Annotated in this window: 16 protein-coding genes and 1 tRNA gene; 11 read left to right on the forward strand and 6 right to left on the reverse strand. The window is 64.0% G+C overall.

All coding sequences use genetic code 11. The features are described 5' to 3' along the window. Window positions 1-127: 127 nt before the first annotated feature. Window positions 128-787: a redox-sensing transcriptional repressor Rex gene (locus J2T21_RS16920; protein WP_307583059.1), complete on the forward strand. Its 660-nt coding sequence runs from the start codon at window positions 128-130 to the stop codon at window positions 785-787. Between the two features lie 109 nt (window positions 788-896). Here J2T21_RS16920 and J2T21_RS16925 read toward each other — a convergent pair whose 3' ends face one another. Continuing rightward, complete coding sequence (locus J2T21_RS16925; protein ID WP_307582955.1) at window positions 897-1,670, reverse strand: hypothetical protein; 774 nt, start codon at window positions 1,668-1,670, stop codon at window positions 897-899. Between the two features lie 270 nt (window positions 1,671-1,940). Here J2T21_RS16925 and J2T21_RS16930 point away from each other — a divergent pair, with 270 nt between their 5' ends. The 7 genes from J2T21_RS16930 to J2T21_RS16960 all read left to right on the forward strand — a co-directional run bounded on the left by J2T21_RS16930 (window position 1,941) and on the right by J2T21_RS16960 (window position 9,294). Then, on the forward strand, window positions 1,941-2,603 hold the full coding sequence (locus J2T21_RS16930) for a histidine phosphatase family protein (protein WP_307582957.1): 663 nt from the start codon (window positions 1,941-1,943) through the stop codon (window positions 2,601-2,603). Window positions 2,604-2,607: 4 nt separating this feature from the next. Continuing rightward, window positions 2,608-3,234, forward strand: a complete 627-nt coding sequence (locus J2T21_RS16935) for a TlpA family protein disulfide reductase (protein WP_071212776.1) — start codon at window positions 2,608-2,610, stop codon at window positions 3,232-3,234. A gap of 26 nt (window positions 3,235-3,260) precedes the next feature. Beyond that, complete coding sequence (locus tag J2T21_RS16940) at window positions 3,261-4,025, forward strand: cytochrome c biogenesis CcdA family protein (protein ID WP_071213220.1); 765 nt, start codon at window positions 3,261-3,263, stop codon at window positions 4,023-4,025. Window positions 4,026-4,039: 14 nt separating this feature from the next. Beyond that, the gene (resB, locus tag J2T21_RS16945; RefSeq protein ID WP_307582960.1) at window positions 4,040-5,644 is read left to right on the forward strand and encodes a cytochrome c biogenesis protein ResB; all 1,605 of its coding nucleotides are present in this window, start codon (window positions 4,040-4,042) and stop codon (window positions 5,642-5,644) included. Window positions 5,645-5,652: 8 nt separating this feature from the next. Then, the gene (gene ccsB, locus J2T21_RS16950) at window positions 5,653-6,681 is read left to right on the forward strand and encodes a c-type cytochrome biogenesis protein CcsB (RefSeq protein ID WP_373458064.1); all 1,029 of its coding nucleotides are present in this window, start codon (window positions 5,653-5,655) and stop codon (window positions 6,679-6,681) included. An 804-nt stretch (window positions 6,682-7,485) separates the two neighbouring features. Beyond that, window positions 7,486-7,559: transfer RNA gene (locus J2T21_RS16955), tRNA-Met, on the forward strand. A 568-nt stretch (window positions 7,560-8,127) separates the two neighbouring features. Continuing rightward, window positions 8,128-9,294 (forward strand): RtcB family protein, encoded by a 1,167-nt coding sequence (locus J2T21_RS16960; RefSeq protein ID WP_307582962.1) that lies wholly within the window; start codon window positions 8,128-8,130, stop codon window positions 9,292-9,294. 69 nt (window positions 9,295-9,363) lie between these two features. Here J2T21_RS16960 and J2T21_RS16965 read toward each other — a convergent pair whose 3' ends face one another. Continuing rightward, window positions 9,364-9,780, reverse strand: coding sequence for a PLD nuclease N-terminal domain-containing protein (locus J2T21_RS16965; RefSeq protein WP_307582964.1), 417 nt, complete (start codon window positions 9,778-9,780; stop codon window positions 9,364-9,366). A gap of 52 nt (window positions 9,781-9,832) precedes the next feature. On the opposite strand from J2T21_RS16965, the gene J2T21_RS16970 reads away from it, so the two are divergent. After that, the gene (locus J2T21_RS16970) at window positions 9,833-10,102 is read left to right on the forward strand and encodes a DUF4229 domain-containing protein (protein ID WP_071212779.1); all 270 of its coding nucleotides are present in this window, start codon (window positions 9,833-9,835) and stop codon (window positions 10,100-10,102) included. Window positions 10,103-10,194: 92 nt separating this feature from the next. On the opposite strand, the gene J2T21_RS16975 is transcribed toward J2T21_RS16970, so the two are convergent. Beyond that, window positions 10,195-10,860: a GntR family transcriptional regulator gene (locus J2T21_RS16975; RefSeq protein WP_307582967.1), complete on the reverse strand. Its 666-nt coding sequence runs from the start codon at window positions 10,858-10,860 to the stop codon at window positions 10,195-10,197. A 158-nt stretch (window positions 10,861-11,018) separates the two neighbouring features. Between J2T21_RS16975 and J2T21_RS16980 the strand changes: the two genes are divergently transcribed. Together J2T21_RS16980 and J2T21_RS16985 are read left to right on the forward strand one after the other, a co-directional pair. Next, complete coding sequence (locus J2T21_RS16980) at window positions 11,019-13,844, forward strand: FAD-binding and (Fe-S)-binding domain-containing protein (protein WP_307582969.1); 2,826 nt, start codon at window positions 11,019-11,021, stop codon at window positions 13,842-13,844. Window positions 13,845-14,278: 434 nt separating this feature from the next. Next, on the forward strand, window positions 14,279-14,530 hold the full coding sequence (locus tag J2T21_RS16985; protein ID WP_307582971.1) for a hypothetical protein: 252 nt from the start codon (window positions 14,279-14,281) through the stop codon (window positions 14,528-14,530). A gap of 75 nt (window positions 14,531-14,605) precedes the next feature. Here the strand turns inward: J2T21_RS16985 and J2T21_RS16990 are convergent, their stop codons facing one another. The 3 genes from J2T21_RS16990 to J2T21_RS17000 form a co-directional block, all read right to left on the reverse strand. Further along, entirely contained in the window at window positions 14,606-15,493 is an 888-nt protein-coding gene (locus tag J2T21_RS16990; RefSeq protein ID WP_307582973.1) for a 1,4-dihydroxy-2-naphthoate polyprenyltransferase, read from the reverse strand. Between the two features lie 94 nt (window positions 15,494-15,587). Continuing rightward, complete coding sequence (locus J2T21_RS16995; RefSeq protein WP_307582975.1) at window positions 15,588-16,955, reverse strand: short-chain fatty acid transporter; 1,368 nt, start codon at window positions 16,953-16,955, stop codon at window positions 15,588-15,590. A 170-nt stretch (window positions 16,956-17,125) separates the two neighbouring features. Next, window positions 17,126-18,253 (reverse strand): AMP-binding protein, encoded by a 1,128-nt coding sequence (locus J2T21_RS17000; protein ID WP_307582977.1) that lies wholly within the window; start codon window positions 18,251-18,253, stop codon window positions 17,126-17,128. Window positions 18,254-18,267: the final 14 nt, after the last annotated feature.

Genomic DNA, 18,267 nt, shown 5'->3' on the forward strand with positions numbered 1-18,267 from the left:
GTTGGTACGTCATGAAGTCATCCAAGGAATTGAGTCAGAACCCATGCACACTGAGCACCACCCCGCAGGCAGCGACGTGGACGCTTCCGCCGCAGGCTACCGGATCGCCGAGGACCGCGATCCCGGCATGGAACAGGTGCGTCCGCAAACCGGATCGCTGGGCCGGATCCTTCCGGAAGCGACCCTGGCTCGATTGACGCAGTACCTGCGGGCGCTGAACGCGATGCAGGCCCGCGGGGCGGAACGCACTTCCTCGGGCGTGCTGGCCGCAGAGGCGGGGGTCAACCCCGCCATCCTCCGCAAGGACTTGTCCCTGCTGGGGTCATACGGGACCCGCGGGGTGGGCTACGTGGTGACCGAATTGACCGAGCACATTTCCAAGGCCATGGGCCTGATGCAGCATTGGCGTGTTGCCATTATCGGCGCCGGAAACCTGGGCAGGGCGCTGTCGGGATATGGCGGGTTCAGAAGCCGAGGATTTGAAATCGTCGCGCTGCTGGATGCCTCACCCGAGGTCATAGGCACCGCGGTGGGGGACCTGCAGGTCCAAGACATTGCCGACCTGGACCAGATCCTGGAAGCCACCGATGCCAACATCGCGGTGCTCTCCGTTCCGGGAGCCGCCGCCCAAGACCTGTGCGACAAGCTGGTGGGCCGTGGCGTGCGCAGCATCCTGAGTTTTGCCCCCGTGGTCCTGCAGGTGCCGTCCGGCGTCAACCTCCGCAAGGTCGATCTGGCCACCGAACTCCAGATCCTGGCCTACCACGCACAAAACCTGGGTTCCTAGAGACCACAGGCCAGACGCCGGACGGCACCGGTGCCAACAAAAATGGTCCGCGGGGGCCAGCCGCAACCGGCTGGTTCCCACGGACCATCCACAATGAATGGGCGGTTTTTTAGCGGTATCCCGCTGCCCGTGCCGCACGGCGGGCGGCAATGTACTGGCTCGCCGGGCGCAACCAGGCGAAGACAACGCCAACGACGCCGAGCACGACCGAGAGCAGGATCAGTATTCCGCTTCCGAGGCTCAAGAGCGAGAGCGCTGCAAGGATCGTGGCGAAGATGCGTGCCACGTTGCTTCCCCTGCGGACCATGAACGCAATCAACACATAGACGCCCAGGAAGATCAAGGCAAAGACCACCGCGGTCGACTGGATTGCCGGAAGCATCCCCACGACGTCGTCCAGGGTCAGGCCGGAAGCCTCAAGCTGCTCCGTCATGCCCGGCATGGCGCCGAGTTCGCTGCTCAGCGTTGCCGAGTTCAGGCTAAAGACCGAGGTGACCACCGCGATGGCAGAGACCACACCGGCTGCCAGAATGGCCCAGAACGAAGTGTCCAGTTCCTTGGGGCGGTGCGTTGGCATCTGGGGTGCCGCAAAGTTGCCCTGCGGAGGCACCGGGAAGCCGCCAGGGTATGGCTGCTGGCCGTAGGGCGACGGCGCCTGCGGAGGCTGCTGGCCGTAGGGATTGTTGGCGGGCGGCTGCTGGCCGTACGGGTTGGCGTTCTGCCCGTAGGGGTTGGGCTGCTGGACGCCATGCTGAGGCGGCTGGCCGTAGGGCGGCTGGCCGGCGGCGTTCGGATCCTGCGGCGTGCGCTGCCCGTACTGCGGAGGGTTCGGTTCGCCGGACGGCGGCTTCGGGTTCTGGGGATCATTTTCAGGGGTAGACATAACCTGCTCCTATTGGTGGAAACTACGGCTTACCCCTCACGATATAGGGTGCGGTTTCCATTTTGACCCTCCCTAAGGATGGTTTTTCGTAGTGTTTGGACGATTTGTCCAACGAGGTGGCAAAGCCCGGGGCACTTGCGGCGCCGAATACGGCCACACTTGTACAAGTTGTAGAAATTGAAGCCGATTCCTCGCGATTTCCGGTCGGTGCAAGGGCAAAGTCACGTTTCCGGTTTAGGTATCGGAACAAAGTTTTGAGACACTTAACCCATGTCGACTGCTACCGTTCACCTTCTGCGTCATGGCGAAGTGTATAACCCGGACAGGGTTCTCTACGGTCGGCTACCGGAGTTCCACCTTTCCGATCTTGGCCAGGAAATGGCCGTTCGTGCTGCGGAGTACTTCACCGCGCAGCGAAATGCGGGAGCCAACATCACGCATTTGGTCTCCTCCCCGCTCGTTCGGGCGCAGGAAACGGCCGAACCGACTTCCAAGGCGCTGGGCCTGGAAATCGTGACCGATGATCGGATCATCGAAGCCGCGAACCGCTTCGAGGGACTCTCGCAGATCAAGAACCGGCTGAAGGAACCAAAATACTGGTCCTACGTCGTTAACCCTTTTCGTCCATCCTGGGGGGAGCCCTACCGGGACCAGGTGGCACGAATGATGACCGCCATTGTCGAACACCGCGACCGAGCGGTTGAGCTTGGCGGCCGTGGAGCCGAAGCCATATTGGTCAGCCACCAGCTGCCGATCTGGGTCACGCGCCGCTCTGCCGAGGGCCGAGCCCTGTGGCATGACCCGCGGAAACGCGAGTGCACTCTCACCTCCGTGACTAGCCTGGACTTTGAAGGTGAAAGTCTGGTCGCAGTCCGTTATGCAGAACCTAGCGTGGACCTCCTGGCCAACGCTGCGAACATCCCTGGAGCTTGAGATCATGACCGATCCCATCTCGGCCCAAGCACAGCGCTTGGGCCGACGTACATTCTTGCGCGCAGCCCTGATTGGGGCTGCCGTCCTGCCTCTGGCTGCATGCGTCGGTGACGAAGACCCCCTGGCCAAGCAGGCCCGCGAGGGCAACAACAAGAATTACATCGCCGGTGACGGATCCGTGCAGGAATACGGTCCCGACTCGCGTACGGCCCCGGTGGAGATCCAGGCCGTTTCCTACGATGGAACCAAGATCGACTCTGCCGACTGGGCCGACCAGGCCACCGTCCTGAACTTCTGGTACGCGGCTTGTGCCCCGTGCCGCATCGAGGCACCGCACATGGTTGAACTCAGCAAGGAGTTCAAGGGCAAGGTCGAATTCATTGGAATCAACGTGCGCGACGAGAAGGAAGCCGCCGAGGCATTCGAGCGCACCTTCGGGATCAAGTACCCCTCGATCCAAGACACCCAGGGCGCAATCCAGCTGGCAATGACCAAATACGTCCCGCTCAAGGCCGTGCCCACCACACTGGTGCTGGACAAACGGGGCCGGGTCTCGGCACGCATCCTCGGTGTCGCCGAAAAGCCGACGCTCAAGGCCCTGATCAATACGGCTCTGACCGAGTCGTTGTGATCAACCCCGTGCTGGCCGGCGCCTTGATGCTGCCGGCCCAAGGCAACCAGTTTGCCGAGATCGTGCAGGACGGGTCGCTGATTCTCGCTGTCCCCGTGGCCATCCTGGCGGGCCTCGTTTCTTTCTTGTCGCCTTGCGTGCTGCCACTGGTACCGGGGTACCTGGGTTACGTCACCGGCCTTTCCGGCGCCGATCTCGCCGAGCAGAAACGTGGACGGATGGTCGCCGGAATCGGCCTGTTCATCCTCGGATTCACGGTTATCTTCATGCTCGCCGGCGTGCTCTTTTCACAGATCGCCGGATGGATGATCTACAAGGGTGCGTGGGTTACGCAGCTTTTGGGTCTGGTGGTGATCTTCATGGGCATCGTCTTCATGGGGAAGTTCTCCTTCATGCAGCGAGAGGCCAAGATACACCGCAAGCCACCGGCGGGTCTTTGGGGGGCTCCGGTCCTGGGTCTGACCTTCGGCTTGGGATGGGCGCCGTGCATCGGCCCGACGCTGGCCGCTGTGTTGGCGATGAGCTCCGGCGTGGATCCGAATCCGGGCAAGGGCGCCCTGCTGACTTTCTTCTACTGCATGGGATTGGGACTGCCGTTCCTCTTCATCGCCATGGCAATACGCCGCGGCATGGGAGCCATGCAATTTTTCCGTCGACACCAGTTGGCGATCATGCGCTTCGGCGGCGGCATGTTGATTCTTCTGGGAATCCTGATGGCCACTGGCCTGTGGGGTACCTGGGTTACGCAATTGCAGGATTGGTTCACCAATGAGATCAGGTTGCCCATCTAATGGCGAAAAATGACATGAAAAAAGACGTAGCGGTCCCGGCCCTGGGACTCGTTGGCATGCTGCGTTGGGCCTGGACCCAGCTCACCAGCATGAAAACGGCGCTTTTCCTGCTGCTGCTGCTTGCAGTGGCCGCGGTGCCCGGGTCGCTCTTTCCCCAGCGCTCGGTGAATCCGGAGCAGGTGACCATCTACCTGACCAACAAGCCAACCGCCGGGGAGTGGCTGGACCGCTTCCAGCTTTTCGACGTGTACTCCTCGGTGTGGTTCTCGGCGATCTACATGCTGTTGTTCATCTCGCTGATCGGTTGCATCCTGCCGCGCGTGAAAAAGCATGCCAAGGCCCTGCGCACTCCGCCGCCGCGCACCCCCTCAAGACTGAACCGGTTGCCGCAAAACGGCACCATCGAGATCCAGTCCGCGTCGGAGTCCGGCCTCAGCGACGCGGAAATCGCCCGGCAGGCCGCCGCGCTCTTGAAGAAGCGCGGTTATCGTTCCGAAGCCCGTACCGAGGGCCCGACCCCGTCGGCGGGTGCCGAGCGCGGATACATCCGTGAAATCGGCAACCTGCTCTTCCACATTTCCCTGGTGGGACTCCTGGCCTCGGTGGGCATCGGCGGAGCCTTCGGGTACAACGGGCAACGCGTCCTGGTCGAGGGCGAGACGTTCGTGAACTCGCTGGTTTCCTACGATTCGTTCAAGCCCGGCACCTGGTTCAAGGAAGACTCCCTGGACCCGTATTCGGTGAAGCTCGACAAGTTCAACATCACCTTCGACCGCGAATCGACGACCCACTTCGGCCAGCCGATCGACTTCACTGCCGAGGTCGAAACCCGCCGCAGCCCGGATGCCGAACCCCAGAAGGAAACGATCCGGGTGAACCATCCGCTGCGCATCGATGGCGCGGACATGTATCTGGTCGGCAACGGCTATGCACCGGTGGTCACCGTCCGTGACGGCGCCGGAAACGTTGCGTTCAGCGGACCGGTGGTGTCGGTGCCCCAGGATGGCATGTACACCTCGCTGATGGTGATCAAGGCCCCCGACGCCAAGCCGGATCAGCTGGGCTTCCAGGGTTTCCTGCTCCCCACCGCGATGACGGACGAGACGGGGTTCGCGATTTCCGGAGACCCCAACGCCATCAACCCGCAATTGCAGCTGAACTCGTACTACGGAAACCTGGGACTGGACGACGGCAATCCGCAAAACGTCTACGTTCTTGAAACCGACAACCTGAAAGAACTGAACAACCGAAACCTCGACGCCGGGGGCATCGTGTTGTCGGCAGGACAGACCTACAAGCTGCCGGACGGCAAGGGGAGCATTTCCTTTGACGGACTCAAGCGCTTTATCGGCGTGGATATCGCCTACGACCCGAGCAAGCGCCCCGTGGCGATCTTTGCAGCGCTTTCGCTGTTGGGACTGGGCATCTCACTGTTCACTGCCCGACGCCGTGCCTGGGTGAAGGTCAAGACCTCGGTTGACGGATCGGGCCGTGAAGAGCGGATAATCGAATACGGATTGCTGGCCCGCGGTGAAGACCACGGACTTGAATCCGAAGCCAAGGAGCTGCGCAAGCTACTTGAGCAGCAGTGGCCCGCCGTTGAGCGAGCCGGAGTCTAGGAGACCGAATGGAAAACAACATGCCCACGATCAACGTGGCCTTGGGTCAGTACAGCGACCTGTTCATGTTGCTTGCCGCAATTGTCTATGCATCGGCCTTCGTGGCCTTCGCGTGGGATCTTGCGAAGTCAAGCAAGCTCATCCAGGAGATCGACGCCGCGACGCTTGCATCGGAAAAGAAGGTCCTCGTCGCGGCCGGCGCCGTGGGAACACCGCCCTCAAGTGGCGCGGAAGACGAGCTGGTCAACGACTCCATGAGCTACACGGCCAGCTCCGCCAAGCGCATGGCGGCCAAGATTGCTGTCTCCCTGACCTGGCTTGGCGTGCTGTTGCAGGGCTTTGCCGTGGTCGCCCGCGGCATTGCTGCCGGCCGCGTGCCGTGGGGCAACATGTACGAGTTCCTGTCCACCGGTTCCTTCCTGGTGGCCCTCGTGTTCTCGCTCGTGTTGCTGAAGAAGGACCTGCGCTTCATGGGCACCTTCGTCATCGGCCTTGTCACCGTGATGCTGTGTGGAGCCACCATGGGCTTCCCGACACCGGTCGCACACCTGGTGCCCGCCCTGCAGAGCTACTGGCTGATCATTCATGTGTCCATTGCCGTGCTGGCCTCGTCGTTGTTCACCATCACCTTCGCGATGAACGTGCTCCAGCTGGTCCAGCACTCGCGAATGGATTCCCTGGCCGCGGGCAAGCCGGACAAGATGCCGTTCATGAGGCTGGTCCCCGGTGCCGCTCCCTTGGAAAACTTCGCCTACCGCATCAACGCGGTGGCCTTCGTGATGTGGACCTTCACCGTGATGGCCGGAGCGATCTGGGCCGAAGCCGCCTGGGGCCGTTACTGGGGCTGGGACACCAAGGAAGTGTGGAGCTTCGTGATCTGGGTTGTCTACGCCGGTTACCTGCATGCCCGCGCCACCGGCGGCTGGACAGGTGCCCGCTCGGCCTGGCTGAGCATCATCGGCTACCTGTGCATCGTCTTCAACTTCACAGTCGTGAACATCTACTTCAACGGACTGCACTCCTACGCGGGCCTGTAAAGACCCCACGCTGCACCTGGTGGCCCCATTCCCGCATTTGCGGGCGCGGGGCCACTGCCGCGTTAACAGGTCCCTCGAGGGTCCGTTGGCGGCCTTGGGCCGAACGGAAACAGCCGCCTTCCGCCGGAACCGGGCGGCGAAGGCCAGACCTGTCTGCAGGGGAACGGGTGCGGCCGCATGCGTTCGGGCGGCCTTCCCGGCTAGGTCCATTCCCAGGTTGCGGTCCGCTTTGGTCTATTTGAGTGCCGGTCAGAACCACGAAGCCACCGACGATGCGGCGCCTGAGTGGACTACTTGAATTTGCCAAGCCGGGACCACGGCAGTATCTGCGAGGGGTCCAAGGCTAAACGGCCGCGGATGCCGTCCTTTCTGCCGAGTCGAACAACGGCGAGGGCTTCGACGGGCAAGGCAACGAGCATGACGGCAGTTCGGTGCGCTGGGAAGGCATTATCGTCACGTCCCCCAACTTGACCGGCGTGCCAAGGGCACACGAACCGATCTGGGACGCAGCATTGGAGGAAGCCGGCTGTTCGATATCAGTGCCCCTTGGCCCCCCTATGGCAATGACCACCTCGGAAGGAAGCCAGTTTGCCTCCGGCGTCCGTGCGAATCGCAAGAAGGCAGCGGCATTCAATGGTGATCGACCTCACAACCAAAAGTGCATGAATATCGTGCGTTTCGACTCAAATAACAGGAATGATCCATCGATTTCTGCCGAAAACTGCCGTGATTCCGATGAAACTCGCTGGATTCACCACCCGATTAGGTCGACGGGCAAAGCGCTGTTATTGTTGTATCTACCGACGCGGGGTGGAGCAGTTCGGTAGCTCGCCGGGCTCATAACCCGGAGGTCACAGGTTCAAATCCTGTCCCCGCCACAAAGAAAGAAGCTCTTGTCCCAGACCCGGGGCAAGGGCTTCTTGCATTTCCGGGGCAAACGGGGCCACCCGCCTGATGCCTCGGACTCCGGCGCCTGCCGAGCGAGCGCGGCCATACACTTCCGTATCCGCCTCGCGGCCCGACGGCACAGCGGAAGCCGGGATGGCGACCCCAGGAAACGGAGCGGCGCTCCGGGACAAATCAAGAACATCTTGCTCAAAATCAATTCTCGATGTTAGGCTCGGCATTTGTCGGTCATTGACTGTGATCGACTCAATCTAGATCCCGATCCATGGAAAACGTCCTGAACTGAAGGGAAAGATCCGTGCTGAATCCGCAAATGACTCACACAAGCGCTCTTTCCCTGCGCGTATTCAATCGCCAGTGCAAGCAAGAACCAGGCCGTCGGTTGCCCCGCGCATAGACTTCTGCACGCCAGCAGCAAGCCAAGCCCCGCAACCACACAATGGTTCGGGGTTACTTTTTTGGATCCGATCGTTTCCCCGAACCTTTCTAGCTTTGCCGTGAATTTCCATGGCAAGGAAAACAACACCAGAAAGTGAAATCGTGGAGACCATCAATAGCCGGCTCAAGAACTGGGCTTCCATCCTGGATGAGAAAACCCGTGAGCAGGCCATCACCGCCTCGAAGATGGCATTCATCTTCCCCCACCTCGCCTTGATGCCCGATGCCCACCTTGGCAAGGGAGCAACCGTAGGATCCGTCATCCCCACCCTGGGAGCCATCATTCCCGCGGCGGTCGGGGTGGACATCGGGTGCGGCATGATTGCCGTGAAGACCCAGTACACCGCACGCCAGCTGCCCAAGGACCGCAAGGCGCTGCGTGAGGACATCGAGCGCGCCATTCCGCTCTCGGCTGGCAAGTACAACCGAAAGGTCGTCGCCACCGCGGTGCCACGCATCGCCGAGCTCAAGGACCTCGCGCAGCGTGCAGGCTTCGATCCGGGAAACTACGCGGGAAACTGGGAACTGCAGCTGGGGTCGCTGGGCTCGGGAAACCACTTCATTGAGGTCTCACTGGACGAGGACGACAACGTGTGGCTGTTCCTGCACTCGGGCTCCCGCGGGGTCGGGAACCGGATCGCCACCAAACACATCAAGGTGGCCCAGCAGGTTGCCAAGAAGTATTGGATCGAACTTCCCGACCCCGACCTTGCCTACTTGGTGGAGGGCACCGAGGAGTTCGATGCATACATCCGGGAGCTGAAGTGGGCGCAGCATTTCGCCCTGCTCAACCGCGAGGAAATGATGGACCGGGTCATTCGCCAGTTCAGCGAATGGGTTGGGGGAGAAGTGCGGGAAATCGAGCGGATCAACTGCCACCACAACTTCACCGAGAAGGAAACGCACTTCGGCAAGTCGGTGTGGCTCTCGCGCAAGGGGGCCATCCGGGCCCGCGAGGGGGATCCGGGTCTGATCCCCGGGTCCATGGGCACCGCATCCTACGTGGTCGTCGGCAAGGGCAACAAAGTGGCGCTGGATTCCTCGCCGCACGGTGCCGGCCGGGAATACTCGCGATCGGCAGCCCGCAAGACCTTCAGCGTCGATCAGCTGCGGGAAGCGATGAAGGGGATCGAATACCGCGACACCGACGCCTTCATCGATGAGATCCCCGGTGCCTACAAGCCGATTGACCGGGTCATGGAGGATGCTGCCGGCCTGGTGGAGGTGAGGCACAAGCTGCGCCAGATCATCAACGTCAAGGGGGATTAAGCAGATGGGTGGTGGCCCAAGGAAGACTTGGTCCACCACCCATCCGGCGTTTCGAGGTCGAGGAAGTGACTACGGCGTGTGCCGCGGGGTTTCCTCGGTGGGGTTTCCGCCTTCATCCCGCGGTTTGCCCTCTTCGCGTAGCTTGCGTTCGCGGGCTTCGAGTTCGGCCTCCTTGCGGCGCAGTTCGTCCTCGCGGGCCTTGTTGCGGCGCTGCGTTTCCAGGTTGCGGAGGAATTCCGGGTCGTCGTCCGGTGCACCGGTGGCAGACCTGTTGGCCTGGGTGGGCTGCGCGTAGGTGCTGGAGGACGGGCGGCCCAACCAGAACCACAATCCTGCTCCGATCAGTGGAAGCAGGACGATTGCCGCCACCCAACCTGCCTTGGGCAGCGAACGCACATCACTCGGACGCGTACGCACGCATTCGATCAAGGCATAGATGGTTACTGCGAGTGCAACCAACGCCATAAAAATAAAGTTCCTGACCATGCCTACAGTCTAGTGAATTTATCTGTGTTCTGGCTGCGTCTAGACTGGAGGGGTGCAGTTCTTCAAGTACACCGTGATCCGGTTAGCCCTTTTCTTCGTAGTTTTCCTTCCACTGGTCTTCCTTTTGCAGTGGCCGTTGTACACGGCCGGCCTCATCGCACTGGTGATCGCCTTTGCGCTGAGCTACCTGTTCCTGAACAAGATGCGCCTGGCGGCAAACGCCGATGTGCAGAAAATGTTCAACGCACGGGGACCCAAGAAGACCAGGCACGACCTGGAAGACGAGGAAGCCGAAGACCGCTTCCTTGACAACGGACAGTAAACTTCGCATCCATGCGGCCGAGGGGCTGCGCAATGTACGCAAGGGCGTGCAGGGCGCAGCCCCTCTGGCTTTAAGCGGAGATGGGCCGTTGGTCAGGAACGGTGTCCCGCGTTCCCTTCGAGTTCGGCCGCCAGCAATTCCCTGGCGTGGGCCAGGTGCCCATCGAGTGCCCCGGCCGCGCCTTCCGGGTCCCCGGCCGCAATCCGTTCCAGGATGGTGGCGTGCTCGCTGGCGATCTGGGCGGAATCGAGCAATTCCAGCGACTGCACACGAGTCATGCAGAGCCGGACTTCGCCCAGCAGCGAGCGATACATTGCGCTGGTCCGCTGGTTGCCCATCGCGTCAACCAAGGCCGTGTGGAAGTCCATGTCCGGGTCGATGATTGCCGTCGCCGCCTGCGAAAGCCGGGCCTCGATTTCGGTGTTCGCCCTGCGCGCGGCTTCCGGGACGGTGGCAGTCCTGGCCAGGCGCCGGACCACCTCGGATTCCAGGAACGCCCGCGCGAAATAGATGTCCCGGACCGATTCGGCCCCCAGTGTTTTCACCCTTGCCGTCTTGTGGGCTCCGCGCTCCAGCAGGGAATCCGCCACCAGTCGTTCGATGGCGGCCTTGGCCGTTGGGCGGGCGACGTCATAGGATGCCGCCAGCTCCGCCTCGGTCAATGGCGTTCCCTGCACGAGGTCGCCAGCGTAGATTCGTCGGCGCAGATCCCCGGCGATGGCATCAATGATGGAAAGCGCGGAGACGCGTTGGCTCATGAAGACGGGATCCTTTGACTGGCGGGCAACAGGGACAACAATCGTGACAGATTTTGCCGGAGAGAGCTTGATGCACAAGTGTACTTGTTAGACAATCGTAGGGTTGGTGGCTTGGACACTCAAGACCCCTTGCACGCCCGACGGAGTATTCTCACCTGATGGAACGGAAAAGCCACACCTTGATTCCCACACTGCGCAATGCGCTGGGCAACGACGACCAGCTCACCGAACGCGCCATCGACCTGCATGCCTACGCGAACGATGCCTCCCACTTCCTGCTGACACCGCAAGCCGTGGCGATCCCAAACAATGCGGCCGAGGTCGGCGCCCTGCTCAAAGCCAGTGCCGCGCTCAAGCTGCCGCTGACGTTCCGCTCGGGCGGGACCTCGCTCTCGGGGCAGGGAGTCACCGACTCGCTGCTGGTCGACGTGCGGAAGAACTTCAAGGACATCGAGGTCCTGGACAACGGCATGCGCGTGCGGGTCCAGCCCGGAGTCACGGTGCGTGCCCTGAACGCACGGCTGGCGCTCTACGGACGCAAGTTCGGTCCGGATCCAGCCTCCGAGGTGGCCTGCACCATCGGCGGCGTGGTGGCCAACAACTCCTCCGGGATGCACTGCGGAACCGTGGACAACGTATATCGCACCCTCGAATCCCTGGTCATCGTGCTCACCAGCGGAACCGTCATCGACACCGGTGCCCCCGATGCCAACGAGAAACTCCGGGCTCTTGAACCGGTTCTCTTTGATGGCCTCGAACGCCTCGCGAAGCGGGTGCGGTCCAACCCCGACTCCGTGGCGAGAATCAAGCACCAGTTCTCCATGAAGAACACCATGGGATACGGACTGAACTCGTTCCTCGACTACGAGGATCCCGCCCAGGTACTGGCCCACCTGATCGTCGGTTCCGAGGGAACGCTCGGGTTCGTGGCCGAGGCGACGTTCAGGACCGTGCCCACCTACAGGCACGTGACCACGTCCCTGCTGGTCTTCGACGACCTCTTTACCGCCAACGAGTCCCTCGAGGCGCTGGTGGGCTCCGGGGCCGCAACCGTGGAACTCATGGATTCGCTCTCGCTGAAGGTCGGCCAGGCGCTGCCCGGGTCACCGGCGATCGTCACCGACCTGAACGTGCAGTCGCATGCCGCGTTCCTGGTCGAATACACCGCCACGAGTGCCGGGGAACTGGCCGAACGCCAAGCCGCGGGCACGGCGCTGGCGAACTCGCTCGAGCTCAGCACCCCGGCCAGGTTCAGCCCGGACACGAAGGCCCGCGCCGAATTGTGGCAGCTGCGCAAGGGCCTCTATGCCTCCGTGGCGGGGGCCCGCACCCAGGGAACCACCGCGCTGCTGGAGGACGTGGTCGTGCCGGTTCCGGCCCTGGCCAGGACCTGCGCCGAGCTGTCGGTGCTCTTCGCGCGATACGGCTACGAAAACTCGGTCATCTTCGGCCACGCCAAGGACGGCAACGTCCACTTCATGCTCACCGACGGTTTCCACACGAAGGACCAAATCGAGCGCTACTCGGCATTCACCGAGGACATGGTCGACCTCGTGCTCGGCGAGGGCGGCTCGCTCAAGGCCGAACACGGCACCGGCCGGATGATGGCACCCTATGTGCGCCGCCAATACGGCGACGAACTCTACTCGGTCATGCGCGAGCTCAAGACCTTGCTCGACCCGGCGGGCCTGCTGAACCCGGGGGTCATCCTTGACGAGGACCCGCAGGCACACCTGCGCCACATCAAGGTCACCCCCGCAGTGGATGAGGAGGTCGACCGGTGCGTGGCCTGCGGCTACTGCGAACCCGTCTGCCCCTCTCGGAACCTCACGCTGACCCCGCGCCAGCGCATTGTCACGCTGCGCGCCATCGAGACTGCCCGGCAGGCCGGCGACGAAAAGCTGGTGGCAGAGCTCGAGAAGGACTACACCTACGAATCGGTGGAGACCTGCGCGGTCGACGGCATGTGCCAGACCGCCTGCCCGGTGGACATCAACACCGGCACCCTGGTGAAGAAACTGCGCGCCAAGGAGGCAGGCAGGCTCGAGGGCGCTGTTTGGGACGCCGCGGCGAAGCATTGGTCGGCCGTGACCCGGGGTGCCGGCACGGCGCTGACCATGGCCGACAAGCTCCCGGTTCCGCTGGTGCTTGGCGCCAACAGGGTTGGCCGCGCGGTGCTGGGGGACGACACGCTGCCGCTGTATTCCGCCGAGCTGCCCGCCGGCGGCACCAAGCGGGCACGCCCGGCACCGACCGGCGCACCGGTGGCGATCTACTTCCCGGCCTGCGTGAACACCATGTTCGGGCCCGCGGACCCCGTGCAAGCCGGGATCCAGGAAAGCTTCGGCGCCCTGGCCGAACGCACGGGCCTTGAACTGCTCGTGCCCGAGGGCATCGACTCGCTGTGCTGCGGCACCCCGTGGTCATCCAAGGGGATGGAAAAGGGACATGCGTCCATGGGGGAGCGCACCGTCGCGGCACTGCGCGCCGCCAGCCGCAACGGCGAGCTTCCGATCCTCTGCGATGCCTCCTCGTGCACCGAGGGCCTGCGCCACAGCATCGAAGCCGAAGAGATCCCGGCAGGCGGCAAGCCGCTGCGGATCATCGACGTGGTGGACTACACCGCCGAACACATCCTGCCGCAGCTGCCCGAGGGGCGGAAGGTGGCCTCCCTGACGTTGCACCCGACATGTTCCTCCACGCGCATGGGGCTGAACCCGGCGCTGCACACCGTCGCCGAGGCCGTGGCCGAGACCGTGCAGGTCCCGGAGAGTTGGGGGTGCTGCGCGTTCGCCGGGGACCGCGGGATGCTGCACCCAGAGCTCACCGCCTCGGCCACCGAGGCGCAGGCCGCCGAGGTCCGTGGCTTCGGCGCGGCCGCGCATGCCTCGTGCAACCGGACCTGCGAGCTGGGCATGACCCGGGCGACGGAACAGCCCTACGAACACGTGCTGGAATTGCTGGAGCGCGCCACCCGGCCCTAGTGCGGTTCCGACACGGCGTCCGGTCCACCGGCGTCGAGCCGAATGGGGAGAACCGCGCCGGACCCGTCAGCGCCATGGCCAAGCATGCTTCTGCGGTTGCCCGGCCCCGTTGCCATGCTCCGGAGACAAGCGAGGATAGTGAGGCCAACGCCAGGCGGGAAGCCCCGCGACACCGGCGCGGGTACTGCGCCCCCGGGTATTTCGAAGGGCAGGACCTTGATGGACACCGGGCAACGAGGGCACCGGGAAACCTCGGCGGCGCGCGCCCTCGACGGGTTCGCGATCGTCAAGGGCTGGCTCACGACGCTCGGGTTGTGGCTGGGCATCACGCTCGTGCTCGCGGTGTTTGCCGAGGCGGGATGGGTGGAAGAGTCCCCGCCGCCTACGACGGCCACTTTTGGGAGGGGTCGATTTTTGCCGGCATCAGTATCCTCGTGCCGAAATTCGTCGGGCTTCCACTGGTCTTGCTGCTGGACCTGGTCCTGCGCAGGGTGCAAGTGCCATGGGTGCACGTCGTGGCATTCCTGGTTGTCTTCGGGCTGCTTCCGGGCATCGGGCTGTGGTCTGCCGTGGGATCGATGGCGCTGTTCTGGTTCTGCACACTGCTGGGCGCCTGTGCGGCAGCGGGCCGTGCCTTGGCCTTCAGGCCGCGTGGAAGATACCGCCGGCCAACGACCCGGGAGTGAAGGCCAAAGGCCGGCCAAGGCCAAACCACGCGTTCGAAGTCACGGTTGAGGCCCGGGTGAAGCACCCTCGGGTTGTCAGGACAGGGCCTTGTCCATCACGATCGCCAGGGTGAACAACGCGGCGTAGGCAAGGTTGATGATGCCTGTCTGCTTGAGCACCGGGATCAGGGCGCCGGGCTCGTGCCGGCGCAGCACGGTCCAGCTCGGCATGCCGCCCAGCAACGCGGTGAGCAGGATCAGCCACATCCACGGATGGGTCGACACCAGCACCAGCGGCAGCAGGATGGCCACGGCCAGCATCATCACGTAGCTGATGCGTGCGGCCTCGTCGCCCAGCCGCACGGCCAGGGTCATCTTGCCGACGTCCTTGTCGGTGGGGATGTCGCGGATGTTGTTGGCCATCAGCAGGGCGGTGGCGATGAGTCCGGTGCCCACGGCACCGATGTAGGCCGGCAGGGTGAGCTGGTGGGCCTGGGTGTAGGTGGTGCCCAAGGTGGCCACGAGGCCGAAGAAGATGAAGACGAACACCTCGCCGAGACCACGGTAGCCGTAGGGGTTCTTGCCGCCGGTGTAGCCCCACGCCGCGATGATGGCCGCGACGCCAACCAGCAGCAGCGGCCAGGATCCGGTGTACACCACGAGGAAGGCGCCGACGATACCGGCCGCACCGAAGCAGGCGAAGGCTGCGTTGCGGACCGTGGCCGGTGCGGCCAGCCCCGAGCCGGTCAGCCGCAGCGGGCCCACACGCACGTCATCGGTGCCGCGGATCCCGTCGGAGTAGTCGTTGGAGTAGTTCACCCCGACCTGCAGCAACAGTCCCACCACCAGGGCCAGGACGGCTTCGAACCAAGCCAGCTTCCCCGTGGTGTCCACGGCGGCCGCGGTTCCGATGACCACCGGGGCAATCACAATGGGCAGGGTACGCAGGCGTGCCCCCGCCACCCACTGGGCAATCGTAGCCACCATCAATCCTCTCGCTGCTTGGACAAGACATGCAGCCCTCATTCTCCCTTGCCCGCGGGCAAGGGAGAAATTCCGGACCCGCCGCCGCGGGTGCCTAGAGCGAAACGATCAGCAGCGTAGCGGCAAAGACAACGCCCGAGGCGATCAGCACGATCGTGGTGTAGCCCAGGATGTCACGCATCTTCAATCCTGCGATCGCCAGCAGCGGCAGGGCCCAGAAGGGCTGGATCATGTTGGTCCACTGGTCGCCGTAGGCAACGGCCATGATCGGGATGGAAGGGTCCACTCCCAGTTCCGCGGCGGCCGTGAGCATGATCGGCGCTTGCACGGCGAACTGCCCGCCGCCGGAGGGGACGAAGAAGTTCACCAGCCCAGCCGAGAGGAATGCCAGCACGCCGAAGGTCTGCGGCGTGGAGATCGACACGAACACGTCCGAGAGCACCTGGATCAGGCCGCTGCCGGTCATGATGCCCAGGATCCCGGCGTAGAGCGGGAACTGCAGCAGGATCTCGCCGACGTTCGACGCCGCGTGCTTGGTCAGCGCCATCAGCTCGAAGGGGCTGCGCACCAGCAAGAGGATCAGGGCCAGGAATGACCAGTTCACGATGTCCAGGGTCAGTGTGCCGCCGGTGGAGAAGTGGATGACCAGATAGGCCAGCAACATCACGCCCAGCAGCAACGTGGGCAGCCGGCTCGCATCCAGGCGGTCGGCGGGGGTGCTGACCTCGTCGTCAACGGCCACGAGTTCCTCGCGGGCGTCCTGGGCCAATTCCACGATCTTGTCGTTCCCGCGCGGGGCCACCAGGTACAGCGAAGCTGCGACCAGGATGATGGTGGCCACCGTGGCGATCATGTTCCAGGAGGAGAAGGTGGTCTCCGAGATCGAGAGCGGCCCGCCGAGCTGCTTGGCGATGAACGAGTCGGGAGTGGCGGCGGTCAGCGGCCCGGAGCCGGAGTAGCCCATGTGCCAGACCACGAACCCGGCGAATCCCGCGGCCACGAGCATCGGGAAGTGGAAGCGGATGCCGCGTTCGCGTCCCTGGGCGGCGACTTCCCTGGCCAGCAGGCCGCCGACCACAAGTCCCAGGCCCCACGTGATCAGGGAGGCCACGGCGGCCACGAGGAACACGAACACGTAGCCCTGGAGCGGGGTCTTGGGGATGCGCCCCAGGAACCGCAGGAGCCTTCGCACGGGGCGGGTGTTGGCCAGGATGAATCCGAGCATCAGCACCAGGGCCATTTGGGTGATGAAGGCCAGCAGCCCGGCCAGCCCGTCGCCCCAGCTTTGCACGATGAGCAGCGGGCTGGACCCGGTGACCAGCAGCGCGAGGATGGCGACGATGAAGGTCAGGACGATGGCGAAGACCAAGGCCGAGGGGATGAATCGTTCAACAAGGTTGTTGATGGGCCGCATGGCCCGTGAGATCGCTGTTCCACCTTGCGGTGTGGCGGTTTTGCTCATGAACTGACACCTCTTTGTGCAGGTCCGACAGGGGGGGGCTTGGCCAGGAAATACGTGCTGACCAGTGATGATGCCCACATTACGCCAGGGGGTGTTGGTTTGGGTGCCGGCAGCCGGCCGGGCGGGGATCGTGTCGTCCGAGCAGAGTCCGGGCAGGGCCCGGGTGGCGGTCAGTCCGAGGAAGCGGCCAGGTCGGAGGCGAGCAGCATCCGGTCGACCTTGCCGTTGGGCAGCAGCGGCAACGCCGGCAGGTTGAGCATCCGCCGGGGCACTGCCGCGGCTCCGAGCGCTTGGCGCACCGCGGAGGCCAAGGATTCCGGGGCGGCGTTGCCCGCGTAGGCGGCACCGATCTGCTGGCCCCACTGGGCATCGGGCACCGGCACCACGGCCACCGCCGAAACGCCGGGCACGGATTCCAGGACGTGCTGGACCTCGGCGGCGGAGACCTTCACCCCGCCGGTGATGATCACGTCGTCCGCGCGTCCGGTCACCGACAGCACGCCGTCGGTGTAGCTGCCCAGGTCTTCAGTCGTGTACCAGCGCACGCCGGAACCATCGACGCTGAAGTGCCTGGCCGTCAATTCCGGGTTCCCGAGGTAGCCGGAGGCAATGGTGGCCCCGCCCAGCCAGATCCGTCCGTCGACGGTCTTCACCTCGACCCCGGGCAGGGCGCGGGCGTCGTAGACGCAGCCGCCGGCGGTCTCGCTGGACCCGTAGGTGAGGTGGAGCTTCAGCGAGTGCTTGGCCGCCGCGTCCAGGACGGCCCGCGGCGCGCGCGCCCCGCCGAGCAGGATCGCGTCGAAGCGCCGCAGCGTAGCCACGGTTTCATCCGTCGGCTCGGTGAGCAGGCGCTGCAGCTGCGTGGGTACCAGGGAAACAAGCCGCCTGGCGTCGGTCAGGGCGGAAGCCGCCTCGTTGAATCCGGCGGCGTCGAAGCTGGTGTCCAGGTCCATGGCCCAGGGGCGGGTTCCGGCGTAGAGGCTGCGGGTGAGCACCGCGAGCCCGGCAACGTAGTGCAGCGGCAGGGCCAGGAGCCACTGGCCCTCGAACCCCAGGTATTCGGCCGTGGCCATGGATGAGGTGGCCAGGGCCTGGACCGACAGCGCGGTGCGCTTCGGTGTTCCGGTGGAACCGGAGGTGCGCACCACCGCCGCGATGTCTTGCAGGCCTTCCAGTTCGGCCTCGTCCACGGGGTTCACCAGGTATTCGTTGTTCGTGGTGCCGGGCAGGATTTCCACCGCGGGACCGTCCTCGTTGAGCGAGGCGGACAAGGCAGCGAGCGCGGAATCTGGATTCATGGGTGGTTGGAGTC

It is taken from the genome of Paeniglutamicibacter psychrophenolicus, assembly GCF_030812255.1.
Taxonomy (GTDB): domain Bacteria; phylum Actinomycetota; class Actinomycetes; order Actinomycetales; family Micrococcaceae; genus Paeniglutamicibacter; species Paeniglutamicibacter psychrophenolicus_A.